Below are 15,574 nucleotides of genomic sequence, written 5' to 3'. Positions count from 1 at the left end.
GGCCGGACGATCTCCGGCCAGCGGCTGGCGTTGCTATTCGGCGGCGAGCGCCGCCGCGGCTTCCGCGTTTTCCAGCTCACGCACGAGCGGGATGACATGCTTGCCGAAATACTCGACCTCTTCCTGGAAGTGCAGGAAGCCGAGCAGGATGAGATCGGCGCCGGCGCGCTTCAAATCGACGATGCGCTCGGCGACCTGCTGCGGCGTGCCGATCAGGTTCGAGCGGAATCCGTCATTATATTGCACCAAATCGTCGAAGGACGATTTTGCCCAGTTGCCCTCGCCTTCTGGCGAAGCCTTGCCGGCGTTCTTGACCTCGTGACCGAAGGCATTGACCGCTTCCGGATTGGCCTTGGCGATGATCTCGGCAAGCACGGCCTTGGCCTCTTCCTCGGTCTCGCGGACGATGGCGAAGGCGTTAACGCCGACCTTGACCGAATGATTGTTGGCCTTTGCCTTGGCTTGGATATCGTCGACCTGCTTGGCGATCTCGGCGGGCGTGTTGCCGTTAGTGAAATACCAATCCGAGACGCGCGAAGCCATGTCGCGGGCCGCCCGCGACGAGCCGCCCTGGAAGATTTCGGGCAGAGGCTTTAGCGGCTTCGGCTTCAGCGAATACTGGTTGAAGCGGTAGAAATCGCCGCGGAAGGTAAAACTGTCCTCGGTCCAGATCCCGCGCAGCGCGCGGATGAACTCTTCCGACCGGCGATAGCGCTCGTCATGGTCGAGCCAATGCTCGCCGATAGCGTGGAATTCGCCGCGGAACCAGCCGGAGACGAGGTTGATGGCGACGCGACCATCGGTCAGGTAGCTGATCGTGGCGAGCTGCTTTGCCGCCAGCGCCGGATTCCACGGTCCAGGCAGGATCGCGGCGATGACTTTCAGGGTCTTGGTGGCGGCGAGCAGGTCATGGCTGAACGACACCGATTCATGCTGCTCGTCGGCGCCATAGCCGGCGGTGAAGCGGATCTGGCTCAGCGCATAGTCGAAGCCGGCGTTCTCGGCGATCTGCGCCAGCTTGCGGTTATACTCCGCCGAATGATTGGTCCTCTGCTCGATATTCGAGATGACGAGCCCGCCAGAGACGTTCGGCACCCAATAGGCGAATTTGACTGCGTCGCGATCATTCTGTGGCATGAAAATCTCCCGGCTTGGCCTGTCCCAACGATCGATCCGGCCGTGGCCGGAAGCTGTCGCTAATTTATTAGTCTACTGATTATATATACAAAGTAGGATTTTCCGTTTTGGCGACTGCGTCCGGACGGAAATACCAATTCGCCTGCCCTCATCCGTCGTGGATTTTCAGCGCGCGCTCGCGATCGGCGGCAGGGCGCCGAGCCGGCTGTCGATCTCAGAGGCGACCATCTGCGCGTGATGGGCCACTTCCGGCAGGCCCATCAGCTCTCCGAAGGTGCCGCGCGCCAAGGGGCCGGCTATGAACAGTCCGGGCACGGGCCCGCCGTCCTGGTCGATGGCGAGACTGTCGCGCCCGGTTTCTATGCCGAGCCCATGGCGGTCGATCCGGATCAGGTCGGCATCCGCAAGCGAGCGCAGCGCAGGATTGGTTTGAAGCGCCTTGCCATGCGCCGGACCTGTTGTGTTGATTACGGCATCGAACTGCAGAGTTTCGATCTGTCTCTCGCCACGCCGCCGCAGGCTGATAACCAGGCGGCCCCCTTCCCGATTCGAGGCCATCAGGCTTGCCGCAATGTTGTCGAACGTACCTAAGGCGCGGCGACGATCGAGCACCGCCTCTACCTGCGGCGCGATGCGGAAGCGGTGCACGTCCCAGAAGGCACGCAGCCGCCGCACCAGGCGCGTGCGCTCGTCCGGCTCGAGCGCGGACCACAGCTGCGGTCCCTGCAGGCGCAACTGATCGAAGACCGACTGCCAGTTGACGCCGCCGGCATCGGCTGCCGCCAGCGTCGAGCGGATATTTTCGAGCAAGCCGAGCGCGGTGGTAGCCGGTGTCGAGGCGAAATCACCAAAGGGCTGCCCTCGCCGGTCCGGATGCCCGCGCGACCGCAATCCATGGCGCGACACCGCCAGGATACGCCCGCGATGCCCGCGGCGGTCGAGCTCGGCGACGGTGTCGGCGGATGTCAGGCCCGAACCCACGATCAGCACCGAAGCCTCCGGGGCGATGGAACCGAGCGCATCTGCGCAATAGACATCGGCAACGAAGCCATGCGCCTCGGCGAGCGGTTTCAGGGCCGCCGGTATATCGGGCGAAGGGTGCGTCATGGCGAGAATGACCATGTCAGCGGCGATCGACTGACCGGAAGTGGTCACGGTCCAACCATCGGCGCTGCGCCTTACCTCCAGGCCATGCTCGCGGACATGGCGGATCGTTCCATTGTCGAGATAAGGCGCCAGCTGTTCGGCAACGTAGCGGCCGAAGACCCGGCGCCTCGGAAAGATATCGCCATTGCGCCACACCGCATCCGAATCGCGTTCGGCCTCGCCGTTGCGAGCCAGCCAGTGCGAAAAATGCTCGGGCTCGTCCGGCACCAGGCTCATCCTGGCCGCAGGCACGTTGACGCGGTGCGACGGCTCCTCGGTGGAATAGGCGAGCCCACCGCCAAGGAAGGGGCGCGGCTCGACGACCGTGATGGAAGGACGCGAAAGCTGCCGGGCAAGGTGCCAGGCGACGGCCGCGCCGGTGAAGCCGCCACCAAGGACGACGACAGGGCTCCGCGGCCGGGGCGGCAGAGCGTTCACGAGGCGCTGGCGAGCGATTTCGGACGATGGTCGCCGGCGATGGTTTCGCCGAACGGCCCGGTGTTGACGGGTGACCCAGCTGTCTTGACGGGATGATCGGCCGGCAATTTGGGCAGCACCAGCTCGCCGAAGCGGTAGGCCTCTTCAAGATGCGGGTAACCCGAGAGGATGAAGGTATCGATGCCGAGACGCCGGTATTCGTCGATCCGCTCGGCAATGGTGTCGGGGTCCCCGACCAGCGCCGTGCCGGCGCCGCCGCGCACCAGGCCGACGCCGGCCCACAGGTTCGGCGCGATCTCGAGCTTCGAGCGGTCGCCGCCATGCAGCGCGCTCATCCGCGCCTGGCCGACCGAATCCATGCGGGCAAAGACCTTTTGCGCCGAGGCGATGGTCGCGTCGTCGAGCCGGCTGATCAGCCTGTCGGCCGCCGCCCAGGCTTCCCCGGTGGTTTCGCGGGCGATGACATGCAGGCGGATGCCGAAGGAGAGCTTGCGGCCCGCTTTTTCGGCGAGCTCGCGCACGCCGTCGAGCTTGCGCGCGACATCGGCGGGCGGTTCGCCCCAGGTCAGGTACTTGTCGATCTCCTGCGCCGCTACGGTCGACCCGACGTCCGAAGAACCGCCGAAATAGAGCGGCGGACAAGGCGTCTGCAGCGGCGGAAACAGTAGCCTGCCGTCTTCGATGCGGAAATGCCGGCCCTCGTGCTCGACCGTCTCGCCTCTGAGCAGGCGCTTGTAGATCTGCAGAAACTCCTGCGTCACCTCGTAGCGCTCGGCATGCGACAGGAAGATGCCGTCGCCCTTGTTCTCAAGCGGGTCGCCACCGGTGACCACGTTGATCAGCAGCCGGCCGTTGGAGATGCGGTCGAGCGTCGCCGTCATGCGGGCGGCGAGCGTCGGCGATTGCAGGCCCGGCCGCACCGCGACCAGGAAGCGCAGCCGTTTCGTGAGCGGAGCCAACGCCGAGGCAACGACCCACGAATCCTCGCACGACCTACCGGTCGGCAAAAGCACACCATAGTAGCCAAGCGTGTCGGCCGCGTGCGCCACCTGGGTCAGATAATCGAGATCGACCGCCCTGCCGCCCTCGGAGGTGCCGAGATAGCGGCTGTCGCCATGAGTCGGCAGGAACCACAGAACTTTGATGCGATCGGGAATTTCGGCAGCCATGTCCGTTCTTCTCAATGAGACCAAACCAGTTTGCGACAGCATGCGCCAATGGCCCCGCCGGCGCTTCATCAAGCATAAGTCTAGTTCGTCTGTAGAGATTGTATTTTCTATTTCGTGGCTAGAGGCTGGAATTTCCTTATCGAACGACACCTTCATACGGGGCGGCCCGCAGTCGCGTACTCGAGTGTCTCGTCCACGCGTTCGCCGAATTAGCGGGCTAAGCCACGGAAAAGACGCTGCTTTTTCCTGGCATAGGGAGACCGGTGGCTAGAGAAGACTGTTTGGTGGTGGAAACAGGCAGGAGAGAACTCGTCTCTCACTGAAAATTCCCTGTTTTCGGCTGAAAAACAGGGAAGTTGCGAACTTTGCGCCCGTCGACAGCCTCATTTGCCAGTTTCTCATTTGATACAGCACTTTACGGTCCAGCATACTGCGCCCATGCCCAAACACTCCTAACAACGCCGCGGATAACAGGGAAATTCACTGCCGATTAGCGGGATAGGATTGTCAGCGGGCGGGAACTGATTGCCGTTTACCGGGAAGCGATTGCCAGCAGCCGGGAAGCAAGTGCGGCAGAACGGAATGGTTTCGCCCCACACTGCGAGCATTATGTCTTGACATGGGAACGCGGTGCCGATTGCCGGGAGGCGATTGCGCGAACGCGCCCGTAAAGGCCTTGGGTAAGGTCCTTCTGCGCATCGAATACCGCGGGTCTGGCATTCGACAAACCACCTAGAAACGAGAAGGGCCAAGGGCACCAGTTATCCTTGCTGATGATAGCCCTGAGGACGGCCGGCTCTCGTCCACCCGAGCAAGCGCTCGCAACCCGAATCACGCGACAGGTGATTCGGCCTCTTGGCAATCTCGAACACCGGCGATCAGCCAAACCGGCAAGTTGGAGTGCCCCGAAAAGAGCAGCTTCAAAATCGCCAATTCCTAAAACAGCCTTTGAACGCCCTTTGAAGGCCTCTTAAAATATTAGCCGACTTATCTATTATTGAGCGGCCGATTTTCTACCGAAAGTCCTTGCCTGCGGCGGGTTTGTTCACTCATCGTTTCGTTTGGGACACCTACAAAAGTTGCCCGCAACGAAGGAGACGAGGACATGAACGCGCCAGCGCCGAAGCTGGAGATGATGCTGGTAACAGCTCTGACGCCATACAAGGGCAATGCCCGGACACACTCGCGGAAGCAGGTGCGCCAGATCGCCGAGAGCATCAGACGGTTCGGCTTTACCAACCCCGTTCTCATCTCCGACAATGGAGAAATCATTGCCGGTCATGGCCGCGTGATGGCGGCCAAAGAGCTGGGCATGGCCTCGGTGCCGACAGTGAAGCTGTCTCACTTAAGCGCAGAAGAGAGGCGCGCCTACGTCCTGGCCGACAACAAATTAGCCATCAATGCCGGTTGGGACACGGAAGTCCTGGCGATCGAGCTGCAGGCCCTTATCGATTTCGACTTCGACGTGACCTTGACCGGATTCTCGCTCGCCGAAGTTGATCTCACGCTTGACCGCGCTCGCGAAGCTTCGGCAGAGGTCGGCGACGCTGCCGCCGACCGAATCCCCGACGTGCCTGCTCGCCCGGTGACGCGTCCCGGAGACCTGTGGATCCTCGGCAATCATCGGCTGCTCTGTGGCGACTCACAGTCAGCGGCCGATATCGAGCGTGTGACGGAAGGCGCCAAGGTGGACCTCATCTTCACGGATCCACCTTACAACGTGCCTATCAATGGTCATGTGGGCGGACTGGGTGCCACCCATCATCGTGAGTTCGCCTTTGCATCGGGCGAGATGACCAAGAGCGAATTCATTCGCTTCCTGACGGTGACCCTATCGAATGCAGCGTCTGTCGCAAAGGACGGCGCGATTGCTTTTGTCTGCATGGACTGGCGCCACATGCGCGAAGTTCTCGATGCAGGCGAAGCAGCCTTCAGCGAACTGAAGAATCTGTGTGTCTGGAACAAGACCAATGGCGGTATGGGGACCTTCTACCGGTCCAAGCATGAACTGGTATTTGTCTTCAAAGTGGGGACCAGCCCTCACACCAACAGCTTCGGCTTAGGAGACACCGGGCGCTACCGCACGAATGTGTGGGACTATGCCGGCATCAGCAGCCTCAGCGCCAGTCGTGATGAGGAACTTGCCATGCATCCGACCGTCAAACCCGTCGCACTGGTTGCGGACGCAATCCGCGATTGTTCGCGGCGCGGCGAGAGTGTGCTCGACATTTTCGGGGGATCAGGGTCCACCCTAATCGCGGCCGAGACCTGTGGACGCCACGCCGGGCTGGTCGAATTCGACCCCTGCTACTGCGACACGATCCTGATGCGCTGGCAGGCATACACCGGCAAGCGCGCCATCCTGGCCGACGCCAATCAGGACTTTGAAATGGTAGCCGAGATCCGATCTGTAGCCCGCGATCTGCCTTCGACCGAATGAGAGAACGTGAACTATGGAAGATGACAAGGAGCCGCCGAAGGGCTTTCCTCCTGGCGCAGCAGATCACATCAACCAAGATATCTACGGGGTCGGCTACAAGCGGCCGCCGAAAGCCACGCGGTTCAAGAAAGGTCAATCCGGCAATCCCAAAGGTCGACCACGCGGAATAGCACCCGACTTATCGCTCTCGGACGAACCGGTGCTCAAGGCTGCCTTCGAGGCGGCCAAGAAGACGGTGACTATCCGAGAAGGCGGCAAGCTCTCCACGGTCTCGATTCCGGCCGCGCTGATCCAGTCAGGCATCAATGACGCTTTCAAGGGGAATGCTCGTAGTCTTGGGTTGATGCTCGATGTCATGCGAATCGCCAGCCAGGCTCATGCGCGCGAAGTGAAGGAGACCCAAGCAACCTGGAGGAAATACAAAGACGAGTATGCCGAGGCTCTTAGGGACGCAGAACGCAACGGACTGCCACCGCCTACCATGTTGCCCCACCCCGACGACGTCGTCATCGACGACGAGGTGGGCGTCCGATTCATCGGACCTGTCGACAAGGAATGGCAGAGGCGGTTAGACGAAACGATTGCGTTGCGCGACGTCCTGATCATGCAAGACGAGCTAGACCAGCGCTCTTCGACACGGCTCGACGGCACCCCGTTAAACGACCCCGGTGGCGCTCTGCTATTAGCCCTCACCCTAGATCGTGGAGTACCACAGCGCCTACGGCTTACCGACGCTCAGGTTCTGCGTATGCAGATGCAATACATGCGGGTACCAAAACGCAAACTGCTTAAGGACCTCTATCGGGCGTGGAGGGCGATCCGTCGTCCGACGCCACGTGGCTTCATATTCCCAGCGAGAGAGACGATCGCTGAACGCCTGAACTTCGTCTATGCCTTCCAAAGAGCAGCAATCGAAGGCGACATCGACCTTGACGCCATCTCTCGTGGCGAATTCGATGACAACTTTCTCGACTTCCTCAGCCAGAATGGACGGTCAACCGAAGGGTTTGCTACGGTGTAGCATAGAGCACTTCAGCGTGATGCGCGGTGGATGTAGGCGCTCCATGGAAGCGCAACTTCATGCCGGCATCGAGTTTCGCGGCCTTGCGCAGACGCGAGTGCTCAGAGCGCCGAATTCCTGGCTTTATGGGCGCAAGTATCAACGTCGCGTCAGAAGTGCGGCCGGATGCGGAACGTCCGCTGTCGAGACGATTGAGCCCAAAGCCGACCTTGCGTCCATGGTTGCGCCGCCGGCTTTGCAGACAGCTCGGAGTTTCCAGGAGTGCGTGGATGTGCTCGGAGGGCCAGATGGAAGGCCGGGGGGCGACATCTGCCGGTGCCGCAATCTTGGCAATGGATGCCTCAGCCGGGGAGTTCGGAAAGTTCGTCAGCCGCTTCCTGAAAACCTTGCTCCGCAGCTCGCTCGAGCCAAAGACGGCCAGTTGCTGCGTTGTGCTCTCCGGCAAGGCCTTTCAGGAGATATCGGCCGAGCATGAGTTGGGCCTGCCCGTGCCCACGCTCGGCCGCGGCCGCAAACCATTCCTGCGCCGCCACGTGGTCGACCTGCAGTCCCTCGCCGGAGCTCTGCAGCGCGCCGAGAGCAAACATTGCGCCGGCATGACCGTCGGCAGCAGCCCGTTGGAACAGCTGTACCGCGGCCTCCGGAGAACGTTTGCCTCCGCTCCCATTGAGCAGCATCTCGGCAAGTGCCACCTGCGCATCGAGCATGCCACCCTCAGCCGCCTCCGCAAACCAGGCGCGGGCCTGTTGTGCGTCGGCTGCCACGCCGCGCCCGTCCCTGAGAATACGCGCATACATGTACTGGGCCTCAGCCACACCTTCAGCCGCTCGCCTCAGCCATTGCGCGGCCTGAGTTTCATCCTGGTGTACGCCGACGCCTTTGGCGAAACACAGCCCGAGATTGAAGGCGGCTATAAGGTCGCCCGATAACGCGGCCGCCTCGAACCATCCCGCTACGCTCGTGATATCGTCCGGCTCGCCGGCTCCCTGAAGAACAAGGTTGGCCAGATCGACTTGCGCTGCTCGGTTCCCGTTGCTTGCAGCGGTGCGCAGCCAATGCGCCCCCTCTTGCTCGTCTCTGGCGACACCGTTTCCCGTCAGGTAAAGAGAGGCTAGCGCACGTGCAGCGGCCTGGTGCCCCCCCTCGGCCGCACGACGATACCATATTGCGGCTTCTGAAAAGTCCGGCGGCCGACTCTTCACATTACGATCGCCCAAGAGGTTCGCCGCTTCGAAGTTTCCCGCCAATGCCGCACGCCGTATCCAGGCCTCTCCAGCCATAGGATCCTGATAGCCGAGGCTCCCGTCGATAAACGCCAGACCCAATCGGAATTGGGCCGCAGGAAGCCCCTTCTCCGCAGCTGACTGGTATAATCGCGCCGCACCAGCAAGGTCGCCTGCGACACCGAGGCCATGTTCGGTCAGGATCGCGAGAAGATAGATTGCCGTCGGCAAGCCACCGTCGGCCGCCCGCCGGACCTCATCGGCAATTCTGGCTCTGTCCGCCGACAAACCCCGCCGTGCCAGCGAAAGGGCAAAACCAAGACTTCCTTCGGCGCAGCCCGCCGCGGCCGACCGTTCGTACCATCTGTACGCAGCATCCGCGTCGCGCATTGGTTCGGGACCGCTGGTTAGGATGTAGCCGAGGAGTGCCTGGCCGGTGGCGGAGCCGGCCTCTGCCGCCTTCGTGGCAAGGTCGAGCGCTGACGCAAAGTCTGGCTCGCTCGTGGTGTCCTCCACGAACAAGCGTTTCGATTCGGAGCCTTTGTCAGCTTCGGCTGTCGCCATCCCTGTCACGTACAGTGCGGCGAGGAGCGCCTGTGCATCAGCGCTCCCATGATCCGCTGCTCGCCGCAGCCAGCGTGTCCCCTCAATCCGGCTCGGCGGCACGCCGGAACCCTCGAGATAGCAGCGCGCGACCCGATACTCGGCATGGCCGACTCCCGCACGCGCAGCCATCGCGAAGAGCGGAAAGGCCTCCGTGGGCTTGCCGTTTTCAGAAAGCTGGATCGCCCGGCGCAATGCTACGGACGGGCTAGCCAAACCAGTCAGGCGATCCAGAATTGTCATCAATGCCGGCCTTTGACTGCTCCAGTTCCTGTCGAGCTGCAGACTACGGCTCGCGCATCGCTTCCTGGCCGATCGGGAGCATCACCCCAAGTATATATTTGAGCACCGTGCGCCGGCCGACCTGAACGTCGGCGGTCACCGGCATGCCGGGGGTGAGGGCAAACCCGGCGGGTACGTCATGCAACGCGACCTGATCGATGGAAATGCGCGTCCGATAGAACGGTTCTGCATTCGAGGGCAGCATTGCCAGCGAACTGTCTGGATCGCGGGCTTGCTCCTGAGCCGAGAAGGAATCCGGACTGAGCGTGCGCACGGTGCCGTGAGCGAGGCCGTATTGCGAATAGGGGAAAGTGTCGAACTTGATGACGACGGGATCGCCTACATGGACGAAACCACTGCTTCGGCCGACGACATTTGTCTCGATCTCGAGCGGCGCCTTGGCGGGCACCAGGGTGACCAGGCGCTCGCCCGACTGCAGGACCGAGCCGACCGACACCTTTGCCACGGACTGGACAATGGCATCTCCTTCGCTTTTCAGCTCGACAAGTTGCTTGCGCAGCTTTGCCTTGTTGAAGAGCTCGCGAGCGTCGGACATGCGAGAACTCGCGTCCGACAAACCTTGCGAGACTTCCGCGCGCCAGCCTTGAATGTAGCCGGCGCGGTCAGCGGCCACCGCGGCCTGCTGGCGCCTCGCAGCTTCCGCTGTCTGCACGGCGTTGCCGAGCGCCCGCGACATTTCGGCCGAATTGTCCTCGGCAAGCAGGGTATTAAGGCGGCTCCCGACCTGCCGCTCCTCCAGTTGCTTGCGCATCTCTTCTATCGAGGCCGCGACGGAGAGCCGCTGCCGGTAGCCAGCGGCATCAGATTGCGCGCGCGAGATCACCGAACTGAGTTCATCGCTTTGCCGGTCGAAGTTCTCCAGCTTGGCCTCGTAGACCGCTTTGCGGCGCTCGAAGATCGAGGCCTGCAGGGTCCAGCTGGGGTCGAGGCCATCATAGTTGAAGTCCTTGCCGTCGGCCTCCGCCTTCAACCGTGCCACCTCAGCCTCAAGTGTAGAGACCTGCATGGCCAGTGCCTGCAGGTCTGCTGAGGCGAAGGTCGAATCGAGGCGAGCAAGCAACTGACCGGCCTGCACATGCTGTCCTTCGCGCACTTCGATCGATCGGACAATCGCCGTCTCCAGCGGCTGCACTATGATGTTGGGCGATTGTGAAACCACAAGCCCCCTCGTCGTCACCACTTGGTCGACCGGTATCAGTCCTGCCACGGTGATCAAGGCCACCACCAGGCTCGAAATCATCCATACGATGCCGCGCGCCGCCCGAGGAATCGGCGCATTCGAGACTGCTGTAGACGGCCATTGGAACTCGAGTATGGCCGGCGTCGTCGGATCGCTCGTTTTCGCTCGGCGCCAGCGAGCCTGGCGGATGGTGAGCGAGGTGCTACTCATGGCTTACAAGACCTCGAATCCAAGTCATCTTTGGCGAGAACGACCATTCGATTCTCATCCCGCTGCGGCACATCATCATACCAATCGTGGCGGTACCGCAGCCGGGCGGCCGCCGCGGTTGTCCAAGTGCCTGTTCTGCTGCGACCACAGCTGGCGATAGACCGCGCAGCGTTCGAGCAGGATCGTGTGCGAAGCGACGTCGAGAACCTTGCCCTGCTCCATAACCAGGATCTGATCGCAGTCGGTGAGCGATGAAAGTCGATGCGAGACGATGATCATGGTGCGCCCGCTGGCGATGCGCATGAGATTGGCACTGACGACCGCTTCGCTTTCCGGATCGAGAGCACTGGTGGCCTCGTCGAGAATGAGGATGGTCGGGTCGTGGATGAGGGCGCGCGCAATCGCCAGCCGTTGCTTTTGACCGCCCGACAGGTTGGGCGACCCTTCCTCGATGTAGGTGTCGTATCCGTTCGGCATCCGTTCGATAAACTCTTCGGCGCCGGCCAGATGCGCGGCATGCATGGCATCGGAAAGCGTCAGGCCTGCACGCCCGGCGATGATATTGTCGCGGATCGACCCGCGGAACAGGAAATTGTCCTGGAGGACCACGCCGAGCCCCTGGCGAAGATGACGCAGGTTGATTTCTTTGAGGTCGACGCCGTCCAACTTGAGGAACCCGCTGTAGTCGCGGTTGATCCCTTGCAGCAAACGCGCGATCGTCGATTTTCCCGACCCGCTCCGCCCGACAATGCCGAACATGGTCCCAGCCGGAATGTGGAAGCTAACCCGGTCGAGCGCTGGCGTCTTGGTACCGATATAGCTGAACGTCAGATCGCTGAACGTAACTTCGCCGAGGAGCCTTGGTCTCAGGCCGAGGGAGTTCGAACTCGTCTCCAACGGCCGGTTAAGGACCGATGCCGCCTCGCCGATTGCCGCCCCCACCTCCTCGTAGTCTTCGATCAATCGCACCAACCCGACCAGCGGTTGCGCGACGCGTTGGGAGATCATCATGAAGGCGAACAGACCGCCGACCATATAGCCGGAACTGTCGTTCATCGCGAGATAGGCGCCAATCAGCATGGTGCCGAGCACCATCACGCGTTCAATTGGCGTAACCAGGGTCTGCGGCCAGCTGGCGAACTGCCCGAAGGAGAGACGCGCCCTTCCCGCCTCCGCCACCCGCTCGTCCCAAAGCGCCTTGCGTTGCGGCTCGAGACCAAGCGCCTTCACCGTCTTTATGCCGACAACAGTTTCGCCCAACGCCGCCGACTTCCAAGTCTCGGCGTCGATCACCCGCTGGTACCTTCGGCGCATCGGCTTGAGGAAGGCAAGGATGATCAGCATGATCATCGCTGCGCAGGCAACGACGATCCAGGCGAGCTTGACGTTGATGTAGAACATCACGGGTAGCAGCACGCAGAGTGTAATCAGATCGAGGAAGGTGCTGAGCAGTTTGCCGGTCAGGAATTCGCGGATGCGATACACCTGGGCGAGGTGGTACATCGTCTCGCCAGCAGGATGGCGCTCGAAATAGTCGAGCGGCAGGCGCAGGAGCCGGCTGAAAACGTGCAACTGCAACTTGGTGTCCAGACGGGCTCCGACGACATTGATGATCAGCCGCCGCGCGTGGCCCAGGAGCGTCTCGTAGGCGAAGACGACGGCGACTATGGCTGACAAGAGTAGTAGGGTCGAGACACTGTTGAACTGCAATACCTTGTTGACCACCGTCATGACGATAAGTGGCGGAAGGATAGTAAGAACGCTGAGCGTGAACGAAGCGATGGCGACGTCGCGAAGCGGCCGGCTTTCGAGCCGCACCAGTTCGGCGAGCCAGCGAAGCGTGAAAGGCGCATCCGCGGAAACATAGGATCGTGCGTTTCGCAGCAGCACCGCCTCGCCCGTCCACACCTGCGACAGCCGCAGCTCGTCGACAGCGGTGGATTCACCATCGTCAGGCGCGTCAGCGCTTTTGAGGAAGACAATGTTGCGCTCGGCGCTCGCCCCGGTAAGGAGGCCAGCGCCGCCATCGCTGAACAACAAAACGACCGGTCCGGTCTCCTGAAAGCGCAACAGGTGAGACCAGCGAACGCGCACGGCTCGAGCCCACATGCCGCCGTTCTGCGCCCATTCAGACAGGTCGGTGGCGCTTGGAAACGGGCTTGCACTCGCCGCCCTGAATTCGTTCGGGTCGAGTTCCACACCGTGATAGCGGGCGACCCGGAGCACCGCCTTGAGACGCGGCCCGACCTGGTCAAACTCGGCGGGGCCACCGGGACTGCACCCCACTTCGCTTACGCCTGCCGCCTTGCTGGTCGCGTCGGCCGCGGTGCCGGCGCGGATCGAGACCTCGTGGACTTCGGCGTTCAGAGGGATGTTCACCATGGACTTCCCTTCCGGCAGGCAGGCGATGGCTCAACAATGCCCGGGGCGGACCATCCCCGCCGGAATTTCCGGCGTCGGCGACTATACTCCCCGCCAGTCGGTCGCACGAGCCCCCTGCCCATTCGGAAACGCCGAACGCGCCGGCCTTGCCGTTCCGCAAAGCCCGCGCGCCCGTTTCTCAGCCTTGGACCGGTTTCTATCGTCTGTCCGGTCGCCATTCCTACTCACTCATGCTCACTCATGCGGCTTCAGAATATCCTTCAGAGCCTTCTTCACCGTGTCGTCGCTGTTGGCGTAGCCGGCACCCTGCTTGGTCTGGTCCGAGGTCAGGTCGGCGCTTGCACCCAACGGCTTGTTCTGGTTCTGACCAAATCCCCTGATCGTGTTGAGAACATTCAGGAGGTCGGTCGACACCGAACCGGCGGCTAGGCTGACAAGCTGCCGGAACGACGCATGGCTGACGGCATCGCTGTCGGTCGAGCCGGATTGCAGGAACTGCGTCGTGTCCTGGAGCCCGAGCGAGCTGGCCGTGACCGCGGCGGTGTGATGGTCAGGCCGGCCATCGGCATCCGTGCCATCGTTGGGACGTCCTTTCCCAGGATTGCTGCTGTCGCTGTGATCAGGATCATTGCCATTGCCGTTGTTGCCATGGTGATGATCGCCGGTCTCGCCGCCTGGGCCGGTCGCCCCGGTCGGGCCAGTCGCACCGGCTGACCCAGTCGCGCCGGTGGAACCAGTCGCACCCGTTGCTCCTGTCGCCCCGGTCGGGCCGGTTGCCCCGGTCGAACCCGTAGCTCCGGTCGCTCCAGTCGAGCCAGTAGCACCCGTAGCTCCAGTCGAACCGGTAGCGCCTGTGGCACCCGTGGCGCCGGTCGCACCTGTCGAACCGGTGGCTCCGGTCGCACCTGTGGCGCCGGTTGCTCCAGTCGAACCGGTCGAGCCAGTAGCACCCGTTGCTCCAGTCGAACCGGTAGCTCCGGTCGCACCGGTTGAGCCGGTCGCACCCGTTGCTCCGGTTGCACCTGTAGCGCCGGTCGCACCCGTCGAGCCAGTAGCACCCGTTGCTCCAGTCGAACCTGTAGCTCCGGTCGCACCGGTTGAGCCGGTCGCACCCGTTGCTCCGGTTGCACCTGTAGCGCCGGTCGCACCCGTCGAGCCGGTGGCACCAGTCGCTCCAGTCGCTCCGGTAGCGCCAGTCGCACCAGTAGCTCCGGTCGCACCCGTAGCGCCGGTCGCACCTGTCGAACCGGTCGAGCCAGTAGCACCCGTTGCTCCAGTCGCGCCGGTGGAACCAGTCGCACCCGTGGCACCTGTCGCACCTGTCGCGCCGGTGGCTCCGGTCGCACCCGTCGCGCCGGTGGCACCGGTCGCTCCAGTCGCTCCGGTAGCACCAGTCGCACCTGTAGCTCCGGTCGCACCCGTAGCGCCGGTCGCACCTGTCGCACCTGTCGAGCCAGTAGCACCCGTTGCTCCCGTTGCTCCAGTCGCGCCGGTGGAACCAGTCGCACCCGTGGCACCTGTCGCACCTGTCGAGCCGGTGGCTCCGGTCGCACCTGTGGCGCCGGTGGCACCTGTCGCGCCGGTGGAACCAGTCGCACCCGTAGCGCCGGTCGCACCTGTCGAGCCGGTGGCTCCGGTCGCACCTGTGGCGCCGGTGGCACCTGTCGCGCCGGTAGCTCCCGTTGCTCCAGTCGAACCGGTCGAGCCGGTTGCACCCGTCGCGCCCGTGGCGCCGGTCGCACCTGTCGAGCCAGTAGCGCCGGTTGCACCTGTGGCGCCGGTTGCTCCTGTTGCTCCAGTCGCACCTGTCGAGCCAGTAGCACCCGTTGCTCCAGTCGCGCCGGTGGAACCAGTCGCACCCGTGGCACCTGTCGCACCTGTCGAACCGGTGGCTCCGGTCGCACCCGTCGCGCCGGTGGCACCAGTCGCTCCAGTCGCTCCGGTAGCGCCAGTCGCACCTGTAGCTCCGGTCGCACCCGTAGCGCCGGTCGCACCTGTCGCACCTGTCGAGCCAGTCGCTCCAGTAGCGCCAGTCGCACCCGTAGCACCTGTGGCACCCGTGGCCCCGGTTGCACCTGTCGCGCCGGTAGCTCCCGTTGCTCCAGTCGAGCCGGTTGCACCTGTTGCTCCAGTCGCGCCGGTAGCGCCTGTGGCACCCGTGGCGCCGGTCGCACCGGTCGAACCAGTCGCTCCAGTCGAGCCGGTTGCACCTGTTGCTCCAGTCGCGCCGGTAGCGCCTGTGGCACCCGTGGCGCCGGTCGCACCGGTCGAACCAGTCGCTCCAGTCGAGCCGGTTGCACCTGTTGCTCCAGTCGCGCCGGT

The 15,574-nt window shown here is 63.0% G+C and carries 10 protein-coding genes; 3 read left to right on the top strand and 7 right to left on the bottom strand.

The window, feature by feature from the left end; all coding sequences use genetic code 11:
• Window positions 1-33: 33 nt before the first annotated feature.
• The 3 genes from sfnG to ssuD all read right to left on the bottom strand — a co-directional run bounded on the left by sfnG (window position 34) and on the right by ssuD (window position 3,890).
• Complete coding sequence (sfnG, locus tag RFN30_RS25875) at window positions 34-1,137, bottom strand: dimethylsulfone monooxygenase SfnG (protein WP_320264909.1); 1,104 nt, start codon at window positions 1,135-1,137, stop codon at window positions 34-36.
• Between the two features lie 165 nt (window positions 1,138-1,302).
• Window positions 1,303-2,721 (bottom strand): FAD/NAD(P)-binding protein, encoded by a 1,419-nt coding sequence (locus tag RFN30_RS25870; RefSeq protein WP_320264908.1) that lies wholly within the window; start codon window positions 2,719-2,721, stop codon window positions 1,303-1,305.
• Entirely contained in the window at window positions 2,718-3,890 is a 1,173-nt protein-coding gene (gene ssuD, locus RFN30_RS25865; RefSeq protein WP_320264907.1) for an FMNH2-dependent alkanesulfonate monooxygenase, read from the bottom strand. Before ssuD ends, RFN30_RS25870 begins: the two co-directional genes overlap by 4 nt.
• A 1,105-nt stretch (window positions 3,891-4,995) precedes the next feature.
• On the opposite strand from ssuD, the gene RFN30_RS25860 reads away from it, so the two are divergent.
• Window positions 4,996-6,330, top strand: a complete 1,335-nt coding sequence (locus RFN30_RS25860; RefSeq protein WP_320264906.1) for a site-specific DNA-methyltransferase — start codon at window positions 4,996-4,998, stop codon at window positions 6,328-6,330.
• A 13-nt stretch (window positions 6,331-6,343) separates the two neighbouring features.
• Window positions 6,344-7,351 carry a DUF5681 domain-containing protein gene (locus tag RFN30_RS25855; RefSeq protein ID WP_320264905.1) on the top strand — a complete coding sequence of 336 codons (1,008 nt, stop codon included), beginning with the start codon at window positions 6,344-6,346 and terminating at the stop codon, window positions 7,349-7,351.
• Window positions 7,352-7,692: 341 nt separating this feature from the next.
• On the opposite strand, the gene RFN30_RS25850 is transcribed toward RFN30_RS25855, so the two are convergent.
• The 4 genes from RFN30_RS25850 to RFN30_RS25835 all read right to left on the bottom strand — a co-directional run bounded on the left by RFN30_RS25850 (window position 7,693) and on the right by RFN30_RS25835 (window position 13,666).
• Complete coding sequence (locus tag RFN30_RS25850; protein WP_320264904.1) at window positions 7,693-9,420, bottom strand: tetratricopeptide repeat protein; 1,728 nt, start codon at window positions 9,418-9,420, stop codon at window positions 7,693-7,695.
• A 43-nt stretch (window positions 9,421-9,463) separates the two neighbouring features.
• Window positions 9,464-10,870, bottom strand: coding sequence for an HlyD family type I secretion periplasmic adaptor subunit (locus tag RFN30_RS25845; protein WP_320264903.1), 1,407 nt, complete (start codon window positions 10,868-10,870; stop codon window positions 9,464-9,466).
• A gap of 75 nt (window positions 10,871-10,945) precedes the next feature.
• Window positions 10,946-13,252 carry a peptidase domain-containing ABC transporter gene (locus tag RFN30_RS25840; RefSeq protein WP_320264902.1) on the bottom strand — a complete coding sequence of 769 codons (2,307 nt, stop codon included), beginning with the start codon at window positions 13,250-13,252 and terminating at the stop codon, window positions 10,946-10,948.
• Window positions 13,253-13,486: 234 nt separating this feature from the next.
• A complete protein-coding gene (locus RFN30_RS25835) occupies window positions 13,487-13,666 on the bottom strand; it encodes an RNA-binding protein (protein ID WP_320264901.1) in 180 nt (59 codons plus the stop codon).
• Window positions 13,667-13,705: 39 nt separating this feature from the next.
• Here RFN30_RS25835 and RFN30_RS25830 point away from each other — a divergent pair, with 39 nt between their 5' ends.
• Window positions 13,706-13,966 (top strand): hypothetical protein, encoded by a 261-nt coding sequence (locus RFN30_RS25830; protein ID WP_320264900.1) that lies wholly within the window; start codon window positions 13,706-13,708, stop codon window positions 13,964-13,966.
• Window positions 13,967-15,574 lie beyond the last annotated feature (1,608 nt).

Origin of the sequence: Mesorhizobium dulcispinae (genome assembly GCF_033977345.1) — a bacterium.
Lineage (GTDB): Bacteria > Pseudomonadota > Alphaproteobacteria > Rhizobiales > Rhizobiaceae > Mesorhizobium > Mesorhizobium dulcispinae.
Note: the sequence above shows the minus strand (reverse complement) of the source record. Positions and strands in the feature narration are given on the sequence as shown.

Coding starts and splice junctions, on each gene's coding strand:
- RFN30_RS25855 (WP_320264905.1), top strand. CDS start 6,344: ATGGAAGATGACAAGGAGCCGCCGAAGGGCTTTCCTCCTGGCGCAGCA.
- sfnG (WP_320264909.1), bottom strand. CDS start 1,137: ATGCCACAGAATGATCGCGACGCAGTCAAATTCGCCTATTGGGTGCCG.
- RFN30_RS25860 (WP_320264906.1), top strand. CDS start 4,996: ATGAACGCGCCAGCGCCGAAGCTGGAGATGATGCTGGTAACAGCTCTG.
- RFN30_RS25830 (WP_320264900.1), top strand. CDS start 13,706: ATGGCTGACGGCATCGCTGTCGGTCGAGCCGGATTGCAGGAACTGCGT.
- RFN30_RS25840 (WP_320264902.1), bottom strand. CDS start 13,252: ATGGTGAACATCCCTCTGAACGCCGAAGTCCACGAGGTCTCGATCCGC.
- ssuD (WP_320264907.1), bottom strand. CDS start 3,890: ATGGCTGCCGAAATTCCCGATCGCATCAAAGTTCTGTGGTTCCTGCCG.
- RFN30_RS25850 (WP_320264904.1), bottom strand. CDS start 9,420: ATGACAATTCTGGATCGCCTGACTGGTTTGGCTAGCCCGTCCGTAGCA.
- RFN30_RS25845 (WP_320264903.1), bottom strand. CDS start 10,870: ATGAGTAGCACCTCGCTCACCATCCGCCAGGCTCGCTGGCGCCGAGCG.